General features: G+C 34.7%; 16 protein-coding genes. 2 read left to right on the forward strand and 14 right to left on the reverse strand.

Going from position 1 to position 16,057, the window contains the following annotated elements; genetic code table 11:
* Nucleotides 1-107: 107 nt before the first annotated feature.
* The 5 genes from QNJ66_RS21865 to QNJ66_RS21885 all read right to left on the reverse strand — a co-directional run bounded on the left by QNJ66_RS21865 (nt 108) and on the right by QNJ66_RS21885 (nt 5,380).
* Nucleotides 108-896, reverse strand: coding sequence for a putative capsular polysaccharide synthesis family protein (locus QNJ66_RS21865; protein WP_300510759.1), 789 nt, complete (start codon nt 894-896; stop codon nt 108-110).
* Nucleotides 897-915: 19 nt separating this feature from the next.
* Complete coding sequence (locus tag QNJ66_RS21870) at nt 916-1,899, reverse strand: glycosyltransferase family A protein (RefSeq protein WP_300510760.1); 984 nt, start codon at nt 1,897-1,899, stop codon at nt 916-918.
* A gap of 136 nt (nt 1,900-2,035) precedes the next feature.
* Nucleotides 2,036-3,118: a glycoside hydrolase family 99-like domain-containing protein gene (locus tag QNJ66_RS21875; RefSeq protein WP_300510761.1), complete on the reverse strand. Its 1,083-nt coding sequence runs from the start codon at nt 3,116-3,118 to the stop codon at nt 2,036-2,038.
* 11 nt (nt 3,119-3,129) lie between these two features.
* Nucleotides 3,130-4,491: a hypothetical protein gene (locus QNJ66_RS21880; RefSeq protein ID WP_300510763.1), complete on the reverse strand. Its 1,362-nt coding sequence runs from the start codon at nt 4,489-4,491 to the stop codon at nt 3,130-3,132.
* Nucleotides 4,492-4,627: 136 nt separating this feature from the next.
* Nucleotides 4,628-5,380 carry a HEAT repeat domain-containing protein gene (locus QNJ66_RS21885; RefSeq protein ID WP_300510765.1) on the reverse strand — a complete coding sequence of 251 codons (753 nt, stop codon included), beginning with the start codon at nt 5,378-5,380 and terminating at the stop codon, nt 4,628-4,630.
* Between the two features lie 387 nt (nt 5,381-5,767).
* On the opposite strand from QNJ66_RS21885, the gene QNJ66_RS21890 reads away from it, so the two are divergent.
* The gene (locus QNJ66_RS21890; RefSeq protein ID WP_300510767.1) at nt 5,768-6,568 is read left to right on the forward strand and encodes an aminotransferase class IV; all 801 of its coding nucleotides are present in this window, start codon (nt 5,768-5,770) and stop codon (nt 6,566-6,568) included.
* A gap of 4 nt (nt 6,569-6,572) precedes the next feature.
* Here the strand turns inward: QNJ66_RS21890 and QNJ66_RS21895 are convergent, their stop codons facing one another.
* The 6 genes from QNJ66_RS21895 to coaE all read right to left on the reverse strand — a co-directional run bounded on the left by QNJ66_RS21895 (nt 6,573) and on the right by coaE (nt 13,100).
* Nucleotides 6,573-6,887, reverse strand: a complete 315-nt coding sequence (locus QNJ66_RS21895; RefSeq protein ID WP_300510799.1) for a DUF2499 domain-containing protein — start codon at nt 6,885-6,887, stop codon at nt 6,573-6,575.
* A 17-nt stretch (nt 6,888-6,904) separates the two neighbouring features.
* A complete protein-coding gene (locus QNJ66_RS21900) occupies nt 6,905-8,587 on the reverse strand; it encodes an AarF/ABC1/UbiB kinase family protein (RefSeq protein ID WP_300510769.1) in 1,683 nt (560 codons plus the stop codon).
* Between the two features lie 12 nt (nt 8,588-8,599).
* The gene (locus QNJ66_RS21905) at nt 8,600-9,976 is read right to left on the reverse strand and encodes a HAMP domain-containing sensor histidine kinase (protein ID WP_300510770.1); all 1,377 of its coding nucleotides are present in this window, start codon (nt 9,974-9,976) and stop codon (nt 8,600-8,602) included.
* A gap of 253 nt (nt 9,977-10,229) precedes the next feature.
* The gene (gene crtH, locus QNJ66_RS21910; RefSeq protein WP_300510772.1) at nt 10,230-11,750 is read right to left on the reverse strand and encodes a carotenoid isomerase; all 1,521 of its coding nucleotides are present in this window, start codon (nt 11,748-11,750) and stop codon (nt 10,230-10,232) included.
* Between the two features lie 118 nt (nt 11,751-11,868).
* A complete protein-coding gene (pgsA, locus tag QNJ66_RS21915) occupies nt 11,869-12,405 on the reverse strand; it encodes a CDP-diacylglycerol--glycerol-3-phosphate 3-phosphatidyltransferase (RefSeq protein ID WP_300510773.1) in 537 nt (178 codons plus the stop codon).
* Between the two features lie 74 nt (nt 12,406-12,479).
* Nucleotides 12,480-13,100, reverse strand: a complete 621-nt coding sequence (gene coaE / locus QNJ66_RS21920) for a dephospho-CoA kinase (protein WP_300510774.1) — start codon at nt 13,098-13,100, stop codon at nt 12,480-12,482.
* An 86-nt stretch (nt 13,101-13,186) separates the two neighbouring features.
* Between coaE and QNJ66_RS21925 the strand changes: the two genes are divergently transcribed.
* On the forward strand, nt 13,187-13,582 hold the full coding sequence (locus tag QNJ66_RS21925) for a zf-TFIIB domain-containing protein (protein WP_300510775.1): 396 nt from the start codon (nt 13,187-13,189) through the stop codon (nt 13,580-13,582).
* A gap of 58 nt (nt 13,583-13,640) precedes the next feature.
* Here QNJ66_RS21925 and QNJ66_RS21930 read toward each other — a convergent pair whose 3' ends face one another.
* The 3 genes from QNJ66_RS21930 to QNJ66_RS21940 all read right to left on the reverse strand — a co-directional run bounded on the left by QNJ66_RS21930 (nt 13,641) and on the right by QNJ66_RS21940 (nt 16,045).
* The gene (locus QNJ66_RS21930; RefSeq protein ID WP_300510776.1) at nt 13,641-14,885 is read right to left on the reverse strand and encodes an HhoA/HhoB/HtrA family serine endopeptidase; all 1,245 of its coding nucleotides are present in this window, start codon (nt 14,883-14,885) and stop codon (nt 13,641-13,643) included.
* Between the two features lie 219 nt (nt 14,886-15,104).
* Nucleotides 15,105-15,638 (reverse strand): 16S rRNA (guanine(966)-N(2))-methyltransferase RsmD, encoded by a 534-nt coding sequence (gene rsmD / locus QNJ66_RS21935; RefSeq protein ID WP_300510777.1) that lies wholly within the window; start codon nt 15,636-15,638, stop codon nt 15,105-15,107.
* The gene (locus QNJ66_RS21940; RefSeq protein ID WP_300510778.1) at nt 15,635-16,045 is read right to left on the reverse strand and encodes a hypothetical protein; all 411 of its coding nucleotides are present in this window, start codon (nt 16,043-16,045) and stop codon (nt 15,635-15,637) included. The genes rsmD and QNJ66_RS21940 overlap by 4 nt, the downstream gene beginning before the upstream one ends.
* Nucleotides 16,046-16,057: the final 12 nt, after the last annotated feature.

Consider the following 16,057-nt stretch of genomic DNA (forward strand, 5'->3'; position numbering starts at 1 on the left):
CCCCACTATTAATTTTCCTCCATTCTTAAAAACTAATAAACTTCTCATAGGTTTATTAGGGATGATTTTTTAAAAAAGTCTTTTCATTTTCTTTTTACAAACAGTCTCTAAGATTGAGGTAAAGTAATAGAATTTAGAAAATCAGAATAAACATCAAAGTAACCTTTTTGCTTAGCTTGGTTCTTATTATTCAATTGAAAATTATCTATTTCTAGAAATTCTGAAACGGCCGTTTGAAGACAATTTTGTAAACACTCTAACTTCAAAATAAGAATATTGACATTTTGAAGTTTAATAATTTGATATCCTTTCTGATGAGGAAAATTCCGTTGATACACGTCGATTCCAAAAACATCTTTAACTTGCCTATCTAACCACTTTAAGGGAATTTCATGAGGATAATTCACTAAAAAATCATCAATCAAATTTGTAATTTCTAGCTGTCCATCTTCGTAATTATCGACTAAATTAGGAATATACAAATCACTTTGTTTCCCTGCATAAGCATTTTGAAAAAACGCTGATATATTTCTATGAATTGGATCACGAATAATTGTAATTATTTTCCAAGGGTAGTCTTGAGATGCTGTATCAACAAACTTACTAATTTCTTGACTAGCAATAATATAATTTGGGAGAGGAATTTTTGAAATTTTATATTTTTTAACACAATTATCTAAAGACTGTTTTTTAAGATAGTGTGTCTGACAAATAGCTATATCTAACTTATTTGTTCTCAGAGAATTAACAATAGAACTTGAAGCAACTTTACCCATTTGATGGACTAAAATAATTTTCCTTTTTTTTAACTTTTCCCTCAAATACAGACGATATTTTTGTTTTTTATAATATCTTCTTCCCAATTGATAAACTTGTCTAATTTTTTGCTTAATCATGCTCATTTACTCCTTATTTCTATTTAGATGATGGTATTTTCTCTGAAATTATTGACTGAGTTGAATAGTCAATAATAGGGCGATTTTTATCTAGTTGGGATTGATCATCTGGCCGTGATAATCGACGAGGATAATAAAAGGTTTCTTTTAATTGGTTATTAATCTTTCCTTGTTGCCTAAACCCTTGATAAGTTCCCCAAAACTGCATAAACCTAAAGATTGGAATTGAAGTAATATTTACCCAAAATACACCATCATGCCACGCATGAAAATAATCACTAATTAAATTAGTAATAAATAAACGCAGAAAATCCCAAAAATAAAAATGTTCTTGGGGATAAATATTTTTCAGGGCGATCGCTTCTCGACGATAGCGATTATAAGTACGTTTTGGGGTTTCATCATGAACGTGAATAATTTCTGCTTCAGGAACATAAGCAATGCGATATCCCGAATTAATCGCGCGTTTTGCCCAGTGTAAATCTTCTAACCCCGTTAAACTCTCATCATAGGGAATTTCTTTCCAAAGCGATCGCCGAATGGCAGCATTAGCATTATTACAAAAAGGATGGGTTTTATCAAGGATCGTTTGATGATCAGGAAACCAACTAATAAAAATTTGTTCCTCAGAATATTTTGTGGTGCTATTACCCCGTTGTTTTCCATAAGTTAATGCAATATCAGGATCATCAAAGGGAAAGATTAATTTCTCAATCCAGTCTTGATACTGAGGATAAACGTGCGCGCTGGCAATGACAATAAACTCTCCTGTTGCTGCTTGACAACCCAAGTTAAGGGATCGTCCAAAAGAAAAGTCTTCTGGTTTAATGGATACGAGTTTAATAGGGTAACAAGAAGCTATAGCAACTGTACTATCTGTTGAACCAGAGTCCACGACGATAATTTCAATATCTTGGACGGTTTGCTGCATTAAACCACTCAGCAAACGACCAATATGTTGTTCTTCGTTATAACAGCGAATGACAATGGATACTTTAGACATTTAAAAATACCTCTAATATACATTTATTATTATCTATAATTACACACCCTTGTGTTTTGTCTTATTGCTATGATAAGTGTTAATTGAGCTAATGAGTAGCTGGAGAATGTCTACGATACATAATATCTTCGGGCTTTTAATCTCCCGTAAATATTTCTTCCTTAATGGCTTCCAAATATGCCTTACCAAATCTTTGATCGGGTTCGAGATAATTACCCTCAGCCCATTCGTTCCAAGATTTTGCAAACAGAATCCGATTTTCAAATGGTTTATCGGCTACCTTATCCAAAGCATCTCGAAAATGTTTTCTAAATAGTTCGGGGGTAGAATTATGTAGTACGATACCTCGCTCTTGACATCTTGGTGTGCTATCCCAATTAGGAACAATAGAAGGATACTCATTGAGGGGAGCTTTACCTGCTTTGAGGAAATAGGGCATAGCTTCTTGATAGGTATATGTAGCAGGTTTTTTAAAGACTGCCCGGTAGTTATTGACTAATTTTTTTAGTAATTTATTTTTGGGGAGCAATTGAGCTACAAGGCGATGATGAGAATAAGAGGAAGCATCAAAACCTAGTTCTTTGGCTTTTTTCGGGTTTAAAGTTCCTGCCACTAAATGTAAGCCTTTTAAACCCTCTTTTTGGGCTAACTTACGCCAAAATTCCAAAACTTCCTTAACATCAGGAATCTCCAAAGGGCGAAAAATTAAAAATAAAGGTTTACCCTCTACAGTGATATACCTGTGATCAGAAAAAGCCCGTAATAGGTAATAAAAATGTTCTTCATGATCTTCCCAACCAGGATAGGTTTGCTCAACCAATGTTTTATCGGGCGCACCAAACCATACTCCTGTCCAAGAATGGTTAGCCCAACCGAGACAAAAAGGAAAATTAGGTTCTCCTGAACTTAAAACCTCTTCAAATGGCCGCTCTAGTAACCTTTTACCCGATCCCAACCAATAGTGCCAATAGGCAAAGCCTTCGATTCCATGCTCTTTGGCTAACTCTGCTTGGGCTGCTCTAATTTCAGGAATTCGTAAATCATAAAATCCTAAGTCTGCGGGTAAATTTGGTTGATAGTGACCTTTATATAGAGGTTTAGCTTTAGTAACATTTGTCCACTCTGTAAAACCCGTACCCCACCACAAATTATTCTCAGGAATGGGATGATACTGGGGTAGATAATTGGCAATAAGCCTAGCACGTTTGTTTTGTTTCATTTTTTTAGATGTTATCCATAGTCATTTTTATTGACCACTTTTAGGTCATTATACGAATATTCAGCAAAATATTGATGATAATTGTTTATGTTAATGCCTACTGTATTTTGCAGCATTTTTTGAATTTTTTCAAGCAACATAGAAGGATCTATTTGCTGGAAATACAAGATTCTTTGCACCAATTCTTCAACTGTAGAAAAATCATCATTTTCTAATCCATAAACATTGACTGTTTGCTCTTGGTTATATCTAAAACAGGGTAATCCATAACATAATGATTCATAATAAACTGTTGTTGTCGTATTATAAGAAATTGTAAAATCAAAGTCACTATTAATCAATAAATTGGATAAAATTTCATTGGTCTGAACAACATTTATACTGTGTTCTTCTGTAATTTTTTTGTAGTATTTTTCATTGAGATTTTGAGGATGTAATTTAAAATAGAATTCAATATCTCCGCGTATTTTCGATAGTTTTTTGATTATCTCTATAACTTCTAAATTAATTAAATCATCTCCTTTCCCACCTAGAAATACTAGACCTTTTCTGAAAGACTGTTTTATTTCCTCAATTTTCCATTTACTATATTTGAGATTACCCACTAATAATAACTCAGCCGATGTCATGGAAGATTTTCTGATTTGATTAATTGTATTTTGACTCCAACACAATAAGTAATCAGTTTGCAGGTTTTCTATGTTAATTAAGTCATAAGGAGGAGAAGACTTATTAAGAAAATATCTATCCATAATAGCGTGTTGTAATGAGTAAGTAGGAATGTCTCTCTTTTGACAAAATTTTACTAATATATTTTCATAGTTCAAGGCACCATTAAAGGCAATATACTTTTTGATTTTTACTTTATTTTCGTCAATACTCTCAAGAGCATCAATAAAATTTCTATAAAATTGTAATCGACAACTAAACATAAGAATTTCTTTTATACTTAAAAGCTTAAAAAGCTTTATAAAGTTATTGAGAAAAGTAATCAGAAATAATAAAAAGCTTTTGCTAAATAAAGGAATTGATTTACTGTCAATCTTCATGTCTAAAATAAAATTGACAGATTTGTTTATTTTTTGACTTGTTAACTCAATAAGTTCACAATAATCATTACGGCGACTTTGAGTTTTAGGTATGGTAAAAACAACCCCAGGATGCTCACAAATGTCTTGTAAATTATCAATGTATGGATGTTGTTTGATTTGTGATAATATTATTCGATATGCTTGATCTTCAAGATCATTCTTTCTCTCAAAGTAAATATGATAAATTATATCGAAAGCAATAATTTCACCTAAGTTATATCCTTGATACTGATAGGATAGTTTATTTTTGATTTTTTTGTATTTCTCAAAATAATTATTCATAAGATATTTTTTCCAATATCCAATATTTCGCCTCACTAAGTATAAACTCGATTCGTTTTTATTTTCAACAAAACTAAAGTTAACTTTGAGAAGGGAACTCAGGCGTTGGCGAATTCATCGGGTTTAGATTGTATAACTAAATTAGCCCTTCTAGCTCAAGATCCTCGATCATCTGCATTCCCCTGGTATCACCAAGGCGCAATAAAGCACTTTTAGCATCTTCTTTAACGCTGTAGTCTTCATCTTCTACTAATGCTTCGATTAAAGCATCGATCGCCGTGGCATAAACCACGTTTGACGGGAGTTCTCGACAGAGTTGCCCGATGGCCCAAGCGCAGTTCCCTCGTATGGCGGCCACGGAATCTCTCCTTAATCCTTGAATTAGGGGCGGCATTGCGGCGATCGCATCTTCGTATTCTTGTTTAGCGATTTGAGCTAGGCTACTGGCCGCCCAAAGACGTACGGCAGAAATATCGGTTCTCAGAGCATGGATCAAGGGCTGAACACTGCTGCGATCGCTGCCATTGCCTAGGGCCCAAACAATGCCTTTACGGACGTATCCGTTCCAATCTCTTCCTAATAAGTCTATTAAAGCGGCTACGGCTTCAGGACTGGTATTTCTTCCCAAGGCATAGGCTGCACTAACCCGTACTAAGGGGCAAATATCATCTAGCAGTTGAATCAGTGGGGCGATCGCTCTGGGGTCTTCTAGTTCACAAAACACCCTCGCTGCCAGCATTCTCTGTGATGGATCTTCATCTCTCAATTTTGGCAACATTTCGTCTGGATCAGGACTGGTACCCTGTACATCTACAGTTTCCAGGGGATCCAAGAGGTCATCAAATTGCTCTACACTCTCAATTACGGTGGGATCGTCGTCGGTTTGCATAGTCGTTAGAATAGCCTATTATTAATCATTTAAGCAGGTTTCCTGTCTCTTGTCTTAATTCTGTTTCTGATCACATCATACCTTTCTGTTTATTAATAAAATGAACTTATCTTATTGCGATAAGATATTTAATTTCCTGAATAATGCTTGCTTTTTTAGACTTGTTAAGAAACAACTTATTTTTCCTGATTTTGCTAAAATTTAGCCATATTTGCATTTTGGGCATTTTCATGATATTTTATTTTTCAGGTAGGCTGTGGGCTTAGTTTATCTACTCATAATGTTTGAATGGTCTATATTAGCCATTCTTTCGTTGAAATGTCGATTTTTGTTAATAAATTTGAATTTAGCTTGCATTTTTTAAGATAATGTGTATCAAGGTGTAGTGTGAAATATTGGTATGATGGTCAGCTATTTACAGAAGACAAAATTTGTCTATCTATTGATAATCCAGGTTTAAAATTTGGGGCAACTGTTTTTACTACAGTTCGAGTTTATCAACAATCATTAAACCACCCTTTAACGCAATGGAAAGCTCATTGTCATCGTCTTAAAAGTAGTTTACAACAGTTTGGTTGGTGTTTACCGAATTGGCAAAAAATAGCTCAAGGGGCAAACTATTTGATTGGTACTTACCCTGTGTTAAGAATAACTGTTTTTCCTGATGGTAAAGAATGGATTATAGGACGTTTTTTACCCGAAAATTTAGTTAAATTGCAACAGCAGGGGGTGAAAGGATGGTTGGCTAAGGATTCGTTGTTTCAACGCAGTTTACAAGCTCATAAAACGGGAAATTATTTAGGAGCTTACTTAGCTCTACAAAAATCTAAAAAACTGGGTTTTCAAGAAGCAATTTTAGTTAATGCAGAAGATAATTGGTTGGAAACAACAACGGGAAATCTTTGGGGATGGAAACAGGGAAAATGGTACACACCAGCGTTAAATAGTGAAATTTTACCTGGTATTGGAAGATGGCAATTAATCCACTGGTTAGGTGAACAAAATATCAAAGTTGTAGAAAATCAATGGACTCCTTACTGGGTTAAATCTCTAGAAATAGTTGCCTATACAAACAGCGTTGTGGAGGTCATTCCTTTTTCTTCTATTGATTGTCAGGGAGAGTTGCTTAACTTTGATATTTTTGGGGAAGCATTAGACATATTGTATCAGTATTATGATCATAGATGAGTTATCAGCTATCAGTTTTTTGGGAAGAAGAAGAAGAGCGAAATATCCACCAACCAGCAAAACAAAGGGTACAGTTGCCGATAACTGTTAAAGACGCTTGTAAGGTGACTAACCAATCTAAAGAAGGTGGATTATCAAAGAAATGCCAGGTACAAGCACACATGGCACTGACTAAACCCGGTAACATTCCCCAAGATAGCGATCGCCAATATAATTTAGCACTGACTTGGGCATAAGTCCAAACGAATAAAATAGCCACTGTCCACTCAATGACACTGGAAACATGAACCATCCAAGTTGGAATAGAAAGTACATTCATAAACTGACTCATTAACTTTATTTCTCTAATAATTTATCAACTTTTTCTTGTAAAAGTAAAGAGATTAAAGATTTAAACAAAAATAAACTAAAAAGTCCGGCAAAACCAAAACAGATTAAAGCAAACTTAGTATAAACCGTTGTCATAAGTATAGAAGCTGATAATAAAACAAACCCAGTTAAACAAGCATAGATTAAGCTTCTTATTCCTAAATTAATACGTTTTAAAACCCTTTCATTTTCTAAAGAGCGAACTCGAAACTGTAACTCTCCTCTGTCTATTCTTTGCTCGAAACCTCTGAGAAACTTTTCAGACAGATTAGCTTGATTTAAGCTAGTTTTAATAATATCTTTCGCCTGTCTGACTATGACTGTAACAACACTTCCCCCACTACCACTTAAAGCCAAATTTTTGACAAAAGGTTGACTAGCTGCTAGTAAATTATACTGAGGGTCTAACGCTCTGGCAATACCATCTAAGGTTGTCAAAGATTTCAGGATAAATGTCATTTGTGGGGGTAAACGAAAGGGCTGACTTTTGAACATTGAATAAACCTCATCACTCACTTGTTCAAAAGCACGAACATCCACAGGTTTATCACGAAAGTTTTCTAATAAAAAATCAACAATTCTTTTTACAGGGGTCATATCGTTTAAAGGTTCAATTAAACCCATATAAACTAAGTTATCTACCACTGTATCCGTATCTTTTTTTAAGACGGCAAAAAACACTTGAATCATCTGATCCTTGGCAAAGGTTTTAACTTCGGCCATGGTACCAAAATCATAAAAAATAAGTTCTCCCCGTTGACTGACGGCCATGTTACCAGGGTGAGGATCTGACTGAAAAAAACCATCCAGTAATAATTGTTTTAAATAGGAACAAATTCCCAATTGAATAATATTATCTAAATTAATATTATTCGCTTCTAATGCTGCTCTATCATCTACTTTTATTCCAGGTAGATACTCCAAAGTTAAGACTTTTTTCGTGCTACATTTCCAGTAAACTTTAGGAACTTTTATTCGGGAATAACCTCGAAAATTATTGCCAAATCTCTCTGCATTTTTACCCTCATGAACATAGTCAATTTCTTGAAATAAAAGCTCAAAAAATTCTTTATGAATTGCCTCTAAATCATACTTTTTAAAAGGCTTAAAATATCGAGTTAAAATACGAATTAAACGATGAACTACTTCAAAATCTAAATTAAAAATTTTTTCTAACCCAGGCCGTTGAACTTTGACCACAACTTCTTTGCCTGTATATAATTTTGCCCTATGAACTTGTCCTAAACTTGCTGATGCTAAGGGTTCTATTTCAAAATCGTCGAATAAATCATAAATTGCTTTACCTAACTCTACTTCAATGACAGCGATGGCTTCTTCCGGACTAAAAGGGGGAACGTTATCTTGCAGTTGACTTAATTCTTGAATATATTCCAAGGGTATTAAATCAGCGCGTGTGGATAAAGACTGGCCAATTTTAATAAATGTTGGACCTAGTTGTAGCAAATTTTTAACTAACCATTTTGCTCGTTTTTTTCGTTGTTTTGAGCTATTATTTTTTAATAATTTATCCCATAATAGAAACAGTAAAAATTGACAGGTGAATAAGGAGACTTCCCACTGACGACCAAGAGGAGAATATTGAGAATGTTGCCATCGCAGTGACTTGGAGGAACCGCGTTTTGTTAGCATACAACCTTTAAATTATGATGAGGATAATGATTGAGGAAGAACCAATCTAAATATAATTTTACAATGTTTAGGGTTTTCTGTGGGGAGACATTCAACGCTAATTTTTCCTTGCAGGAGTTTAACTAAATCTTTAACAATATTTAGTCCAACTCCAATACCAGGAATACCACTATCTATAACGATTTGTTCTCGATAGAAAGGTTCAAAAAACTCACTAATATTGTTGTGAAACCCGTACTCACTAATGTTCGATAAAGTGATAGCAATTAAGGATTTATTATGATTATTTTCTTGGTTGACTTCTAAGGTAACAGTAGAGTTTGGAACCGAGAATTTACTGGCATTTTTTAATAATTCTTCAATAATATTAGTTAAATGTTGAACATCTGTACGCAGTGATTCTTCACCTTGAATATTAAAGTTTGTGTTTAATGTTAGATTACTTTTTAAATTTTCTTGCCATTTTTCTTGGCAAGAATTAGTAATATTTATAAGTAGTTTAGTTAAATTAACAGGAACTAAGTTATAGCTCATATTTTCAGATTTTAAATGTTTCAGTTGTAAGATTTTTTCGTTGATACTGTTAAGCTTATTCCAAGAATCTTCTAACATGGCAATTCTTTTGCTTAACTCTTTTGGGGATAGTTCTCTAGTCTTTAAAACAGTGATCCCCATTTTTAGAATAGCCAAAGGATTGCGAGTTTGATCACTCATAATCGTAATCATATTATAAATAACTTTTCTATTCCATTCTAGTTGTTTTTCTAATTGTTGTCTTGTACTTTTCCACCACAGTCTTAGAATTGGATTTTCTTGTAAAAGTTGAGGAATATCACCAAGAGAAAAAGAAGAATCTTTATTAATACTTTTTTCATCAACCATTGCGTTTACTTGATTTAGATGACAAGCAATACTAACAATATTTACTACTTCTTTTAACTTGTTTTTATCTTGACTATTCCATTGATAAGAAGTTGATTTACCTACGAGAATAATGCCATTGTTTTCTCCTTTAAAATGCGTGCTTATTCCTAGTAGTGATTCCAGTATAATGCCTTCCAATAAAACTGATAATTTATGGTATTTTTTGTGTTTTAAATCCCTAATATATCTCAAGTTTGAACCATTTTTTAATTCTTGTATCCAAGGATTTTGTATCAATTCAGATAATTTACTTTGGTGCATAATTGAATTATCTATCGGTGAATTTCTTAAGCTATAAAAGTATTGTAAGTCATTAAAATTAGTAATAATTAGACAAAAATCAACTAATAATTCTTCTCGAATTATCTCGGCTATATTTTCTAAATTTCTATCATAATCTGAGCGAGCAATAATTGCGTTAATTAAAGATTTTTCAATGTTATTATCTTTAGAAGAATTTGACATTGTACTAATAGCATCTGGTTTATAAAAAATTTAATAGTTTCATCGACATTTACAATACCTTTATCTAAGTTCCAAGAAAAAACAGCATTTTCTTTATCGGTTTCAAATTACATTCTAACTTAGAAAAAGCAAAATGTAATCAGAAGATGACAAGTTACCGATATATACTTATCATCAGTAATAATACGATATTCTTCAACAGTAAATTCACGCAAACCAATGCAAAAAAATATAATAATTGATGGTTAATATTTTAGAGTCCTAGATCAACAGCGATGCGATGGCTACAAGCAAACCCTGAAAAGGCTACAGCATTCAGTCCTTGACCCGGAAAGGTACTATCCCCTACACAGTATAATCCAGGGATAACCGTGCGATTAAACGGCATTCCTAGCAAACCTGGTAACTTACGACTGGGAATAGGCCCGTAAGTGCCATCATTTCGTCCTAAAAAGCGTCGATGTGTGCGCGGTGTTCCCACTTCTTGATAGTCTAAATTATCAATTAATCCAGGAAAAATATTTTCTAACCGTTGAATTAAACGAATAGCTGCTACTTCTTTTTTCTGGGAATATTCTTGGTTAGATAGTCCTTGCCATTCGCTAATATAACTGGGGGTAAAGGTATGGATAATATGATGATTAGGAGGAGCCAAACTGGGATCAAGCAAGGTGGGAATTGAGACAAAAATGGTTCCTTGTTCATCTTCCATCGTTTCCCATTGTTCTAAAAGGATATGATGGCATTCTGTTCCTATGGGTAAAAGTTCAGATTTCACACCTAAATGTAAGCTTAAGAAACTTGGAGATTTTTCATAACGTTGTTGCCATTTTTCTTCCTTTTTTGGCATCTCGTTTTTAGGCAATAATTTTTCAAATGTATCCCAACGAGTTGCGTTAGAAACAATCCGTTTTGCTCGATATTCTTTCCCATCAGCTAATTTAACTCCCACTGCCTTACCCTTTTCCATTAAAATGTTAGTAACACGGGCTTTATATTCAACTTCCCCCCCAAATTTTTCTAAACCTTCAACTAATTTTTCAGCAATGGTTCCCACACCCCCTTTAGGATAATTTATCCCTCCATAATGTCGATCTGAAAAAACCATTCCTGCATTGATCATCGGGGTTTTTTCTGCTGGAACTACAGACCAACAATAACACTCCATATCAATGAACTTTAGTAGTTCTGGATCACTGATATAACGACGGGCAATATCTCCTGCATTTTGTGGTAAATATTTAACTAAACCTAAACAGGCAAAAGGATGCTGGAAAAACACTCTCATCAAGTATCTAGGTTCTTCCAAGGAAAGTAAATCCATGGCATTTAGGCAGTTAAAAACTCGCCAACATTCGTCGTAAAAGCGACGAATACCAACTTTTTCATGAGGAAATTTAGCAGTTAATTCTTCAATAAATTTATCATAATCTTTGTGTACTTTTAGCTCTAAATTGTCAGGTAAATGGTAGTGTATTTGCACAGGATCTGGTATAGTTTCTAGGGTCATATTAACCCCATCTAAAGCACGGGTTAAAAGATTTGTGGTTCCTTCCGTTCCGAAACCAAAAATCATCGATGCACCCACATCAAAGCGATAGCCTTCCCGTTCAAAATAACCGGCACTTCCTCCAGGAATTAAATACTTTTCTAAGACTAATACTTTCGCTCCTTTGGCTGCAAGTTGGGTGGCCGTCACTAAACCTCCCATTCCCGAACCAATAACGATAACATCGTAGTCTTTTTTGGCGATGGCCGTCCCTGTCCTAGTCATATTTGATTACAATTTCTTAACATTTCTAGTTTATCAGTTAACAGTTACCAATTATCAGTTATTGAGCCTTCAAAGTTATGTTAGTAAGCAGGATGGTCACACTCCTCACACTCCTCCATCAAGCGTCTTTTAAGGGATTAAGGTTAGGAAGTAAGTAGATTATCCCAGAAACAAGAGTTAACACCACTGATAGCCAAAATACTGTGATGGAGATAGTTTCCCAAGGTTGAGGCAAAGGAGCGATCAAAAGTGCGATCGCTGTTATTTGACTTACTGTTTTCAATTTTCCCCAAATATTTGCTCCTTGAATAGCGGTATTTCCGGTTAAGTTTGGGTTAATACGCCATCCTGCGATCGCAATTTCTCGGCTTAATATTAAGAACACTCCCCAGGCCGGAACTTGTTGCAGAGAAATTAAACTTAAGAGGGGTGCAAGTACCAATAATTTATCCACCAGAGGGTCGAGAAATTTGCCCAATTCGGTCACTTGATTTAACTTTCTAGCTAAATAACCATCTACCCAGTCTGTTGAGGCAGCAAGAAGGAAAATAACGAGGCTAAGCCAACGATGACTAGGGGTAGGACTGGTAAGGAAATAGAAAAGAAAAGGCAGTCCTATTAAACGGGAAATTGTGATCGAATTAGGTAAATTCATGAACAATGGATAATGGATAATAAACCAAAAACATTAAATGTTATTGGTGAGGTATAAGAAATCTCTTCAACTTCTTAATTATAATTGATAGTGCTATATTCAGAAATATTTAATGCGTCTTCAATTTGCTGATATAAAGCTTCTAATGTAGAATAATTATCTAGAACAACGTCAGCTTTTTGTATTTTCTCTTCAAGTGGTAGTTGACTTTTGATGCGGGATATCGCTTCTTGTTCGGTTAAGTCATTTCTACTCATTAATCGTTGTAATTGTTGTTTATAATAACAAGAAACAACCCAAATTTCTGTAACTAAATGGGTTAATTTTGATTCAAAAAGTAAGGGAATGTCTAAGACGAGAATTCTTCCTTTATCTTGGGAAATTTCTTGTTTAAATTTTTGTCTTACATAAGGATGAATTTGACTTTCTAACCATATTTTTTCTCTGGCATCATTAAAAATAATATTACCCAATTTTTTGCGATTTAATTCTCCATTTGTAAAACAAATTTCTGCTCCATATCTTTGTTGAATTTTTTGTAAAATAGGAGAATTTTTCTCAACTGCTTCCTTAGCATAATTATCAGCATCCAACACTCGAATATGACAAACAGTGCTTAAATAATGGGAAACCGTTGTTTTTCCTGTGCTTATTCCTCCTGTCAAACCAATAATTCTTTTTGCGTGTTCATTCATATTAATAACTAAAATAAGGTTAGGTTTTCATAAATAATTTAAAAGATTTGCTAAGCTTTAGATACTCTAGAAAACTCAAAAAAGTCATGAAGTCATTAAGCTGTCCTAAGTGTGGGGGAAAATTAGAACCCGTTATGTATGACATTATTGAAGTTGATCGCTGTTGTCAATGTAACGGTATTTGGTTTGACTCTTTAGAAGCAGAAAACTTGAAAAAACTTAGGGGTTCAGAAAAAATCGATATTGGAAAAGTAGATAATGAACACCAGAAAGAAGAATTAGACACTCATATTCTTTGTCCCCATTGTAATATTCCAATGATAAAAATGTTAGATTTCGATAAGCATCCTATTTGGTATGAAACCTGTCCTCAGTGTGAAGGTATTTGGTTCGATGCAGGGGAATTTAGGAAATTTAAAGATAATTTTTCTCAACCAAAGTTATTATCTAAAGCTTTGAATGTTTTGCGCTTACAAAAATAACTAAATTAAGACTGATAATAGGCAACTCAGTTAATAATAAGTCGCCTATTTTTGAGATTTAACTATTGGGTAAAACCCCAACTTGTACATTTAAGCTTAATGGTTTACCATCGCGCTCAACCTGTACAGGAATTACACTACCAACCTCAACTTGTTCTACTGCTTGTTGAACTCCTTCAGCAGTTCTCAGGGGTTTTTGATTAATAGATTGGATAATGTCACCTGATTTTAAGCCAGATGCTGCTGCGGGGGAATTCGGAACAACTTGGACAATTAAAATTCCGGAATCCGCATTAATATTTAAACCACTACTTGCTTGTATTCTTTGTTTAATTTCTGGGTTAATTTCTACCATCTGGATACCCAAATAAGGATGATCTACGCTACCTTTAGCAATTAATTCAGCCGCAATTTCTTGTGCCTTATTAATAGGAATAGAAAAGCCAATACCTTGAGCATTTCGGAAGATAGCGGTATTAACTCCGATGACTTCACCCCTTGCATTGAGAAGAGGACCACCAGAATTACCAGGGTTAATGGCAGCGTCTGTCTGGATGAAATTAACTCGTTTGTCTCCTACACCAATTTGAGAACTGCTGCGTCCAGTAGCACTAACAATTCCCGTGGTGACGGTATTATCTAATCCCAAAGGATTACCAATAGCAATCGCCCATTCGCCTACGTTAAGATTATCGGAATTTCCTGCTTTAACTGTGGGTAAATTATCGGCTTCAATATCGATAACAGCTACATCAGTAATGGAATCTGTTCCTAATACTTTCCCTGTAAAAGTTCGACCATCTTTTAAAGTAACGCTTACCTCTTGACTTCCCGCAATCACATGAGCATTGGTAACAATTTTTCCATCTTCGCTTAAGATAAATCCTGAACCGGTTCCTCGCTGAATTTGCTCATTGGGAATGTTAGGAACTTGTGAGCCAAAAAAGCGACGGAAAAAGGGATCTTCAAACATAGGGGGAACTTCGGTTTTAACGGTGCGAGAAGCATCAATTCTGACGACCGCAGGACCGACTTTTTTAACTACATCTGTGACAAAGTTTTCTGACGTTATCGGGGGTAAAGAAGCCCATTCTTGAGGAACTTCCGCATTGGTAGATGGGACTATTGCTTCTGCTTGTTGGCGGAAAAGATTGGGATAACTAAAGGCAATGCTTCCCCCGATACCGACTCCCATTCCTAAGAGAATTAAGGAGATATAAGTGATTGGTTTTTGCAAGATAGAATTTTTAGAATTGGACATTTTGGCTGAGGTATAGGATTGATTTAGACTATGGTTTTTCATGGTTTTTGTTTATTTATATTGTCAACAATAAGAAAGAAAAGTCAGTCCGTATGAGGAGTGATTGATGGGAAAACGGTTATTGGACTGACATTTTTTACTATAGGAGGGAGATATGACAACCCGATGACAATGAGATGACGTTTTTATGTCAAGTTAGTTCTAGTCTGTAGGTTGGGCAAATCTAAAAAGCAAATTATCTGGTCTGTAGAGTGGGCAAACCTAGATACGATAAAAGGTTAAACTGGTGTTACCATAGTTTTTTTCTCGACTGATTTTCAATCCTTTTATGACTGTTGCTTGCCAAAATTTAGGGTTATGTTCTACGGCTATTTCTCCTTCTTCATTTAATAACTGATGAGTAACAATTAATTCTAAAACAGGTTGGTAAAGTCCACTTTGATAGGGTGGGTCAAAATAAATCAGATCAAATTCTTGACGGTCTAAATTCTTTAATACTTTTAAAATATCTCCTTTAATAATACGAAATTCTTGTTGATGACTGCCTATTTTTTGCCAATTTTCATTGATAATCTTACAAGCTTTGCCATACTTTTCAACTCCAATAACAATAGAAGCATCACGACATAATGCTTCTGCCCCCATTGCGCCATTTCCTGCACACAAATCTAACCAACTACACCCCATAACTTCCCCTTGCCAAATATTAAATAATGCTTCTCTCACCTTAGCTGAAGTGGGACGGGTTAACTCTCCTGGTAATGTTTTTATTAGTCGATTTCCATAAATTCTCATTCCTGATTTCTTAATTTTCCTTCTAATTCTTGCAGTTGTTCTTTCTGTGTTTCTAGTTCTAATTGACGACGGGTTAAATCAAGACTTTTAGCTGTAATCTCTTGTCGCCATTGTTCAACTTTTTCTTGTTCTTTTTCCACCCATTCCGGGGTAATTACCCCATTAGTTAAATAGGTTTCAACTAAACCCATAACCCAATCTTTTGCTTCTTTAAGTTCTAAAATCTCTTGATTATTGTCTAGCTTTGCTAACACTAAAACCCCATCACAAAAACCCATCAAAATTTTACAGGAAATGACCTCATCAGAGATGATTTCCCAGAGGTTTTGGGGGGTTTGACGTGCCAGCAACAAAAGTTCCATCTCCCCTGAATTGGGATTTTTTTTCACTTGGGCTAGGTGCAACATAGTGGGTTAAGG

It is taken from the genome of Crocosphaera sp. (assembly GCF_030064895.1).
GTDB lineage: Bacteria > Cyanobacteriota > Cyanobacteriia > Cyanobacteriales > Microcystaceae > Crocosphaera.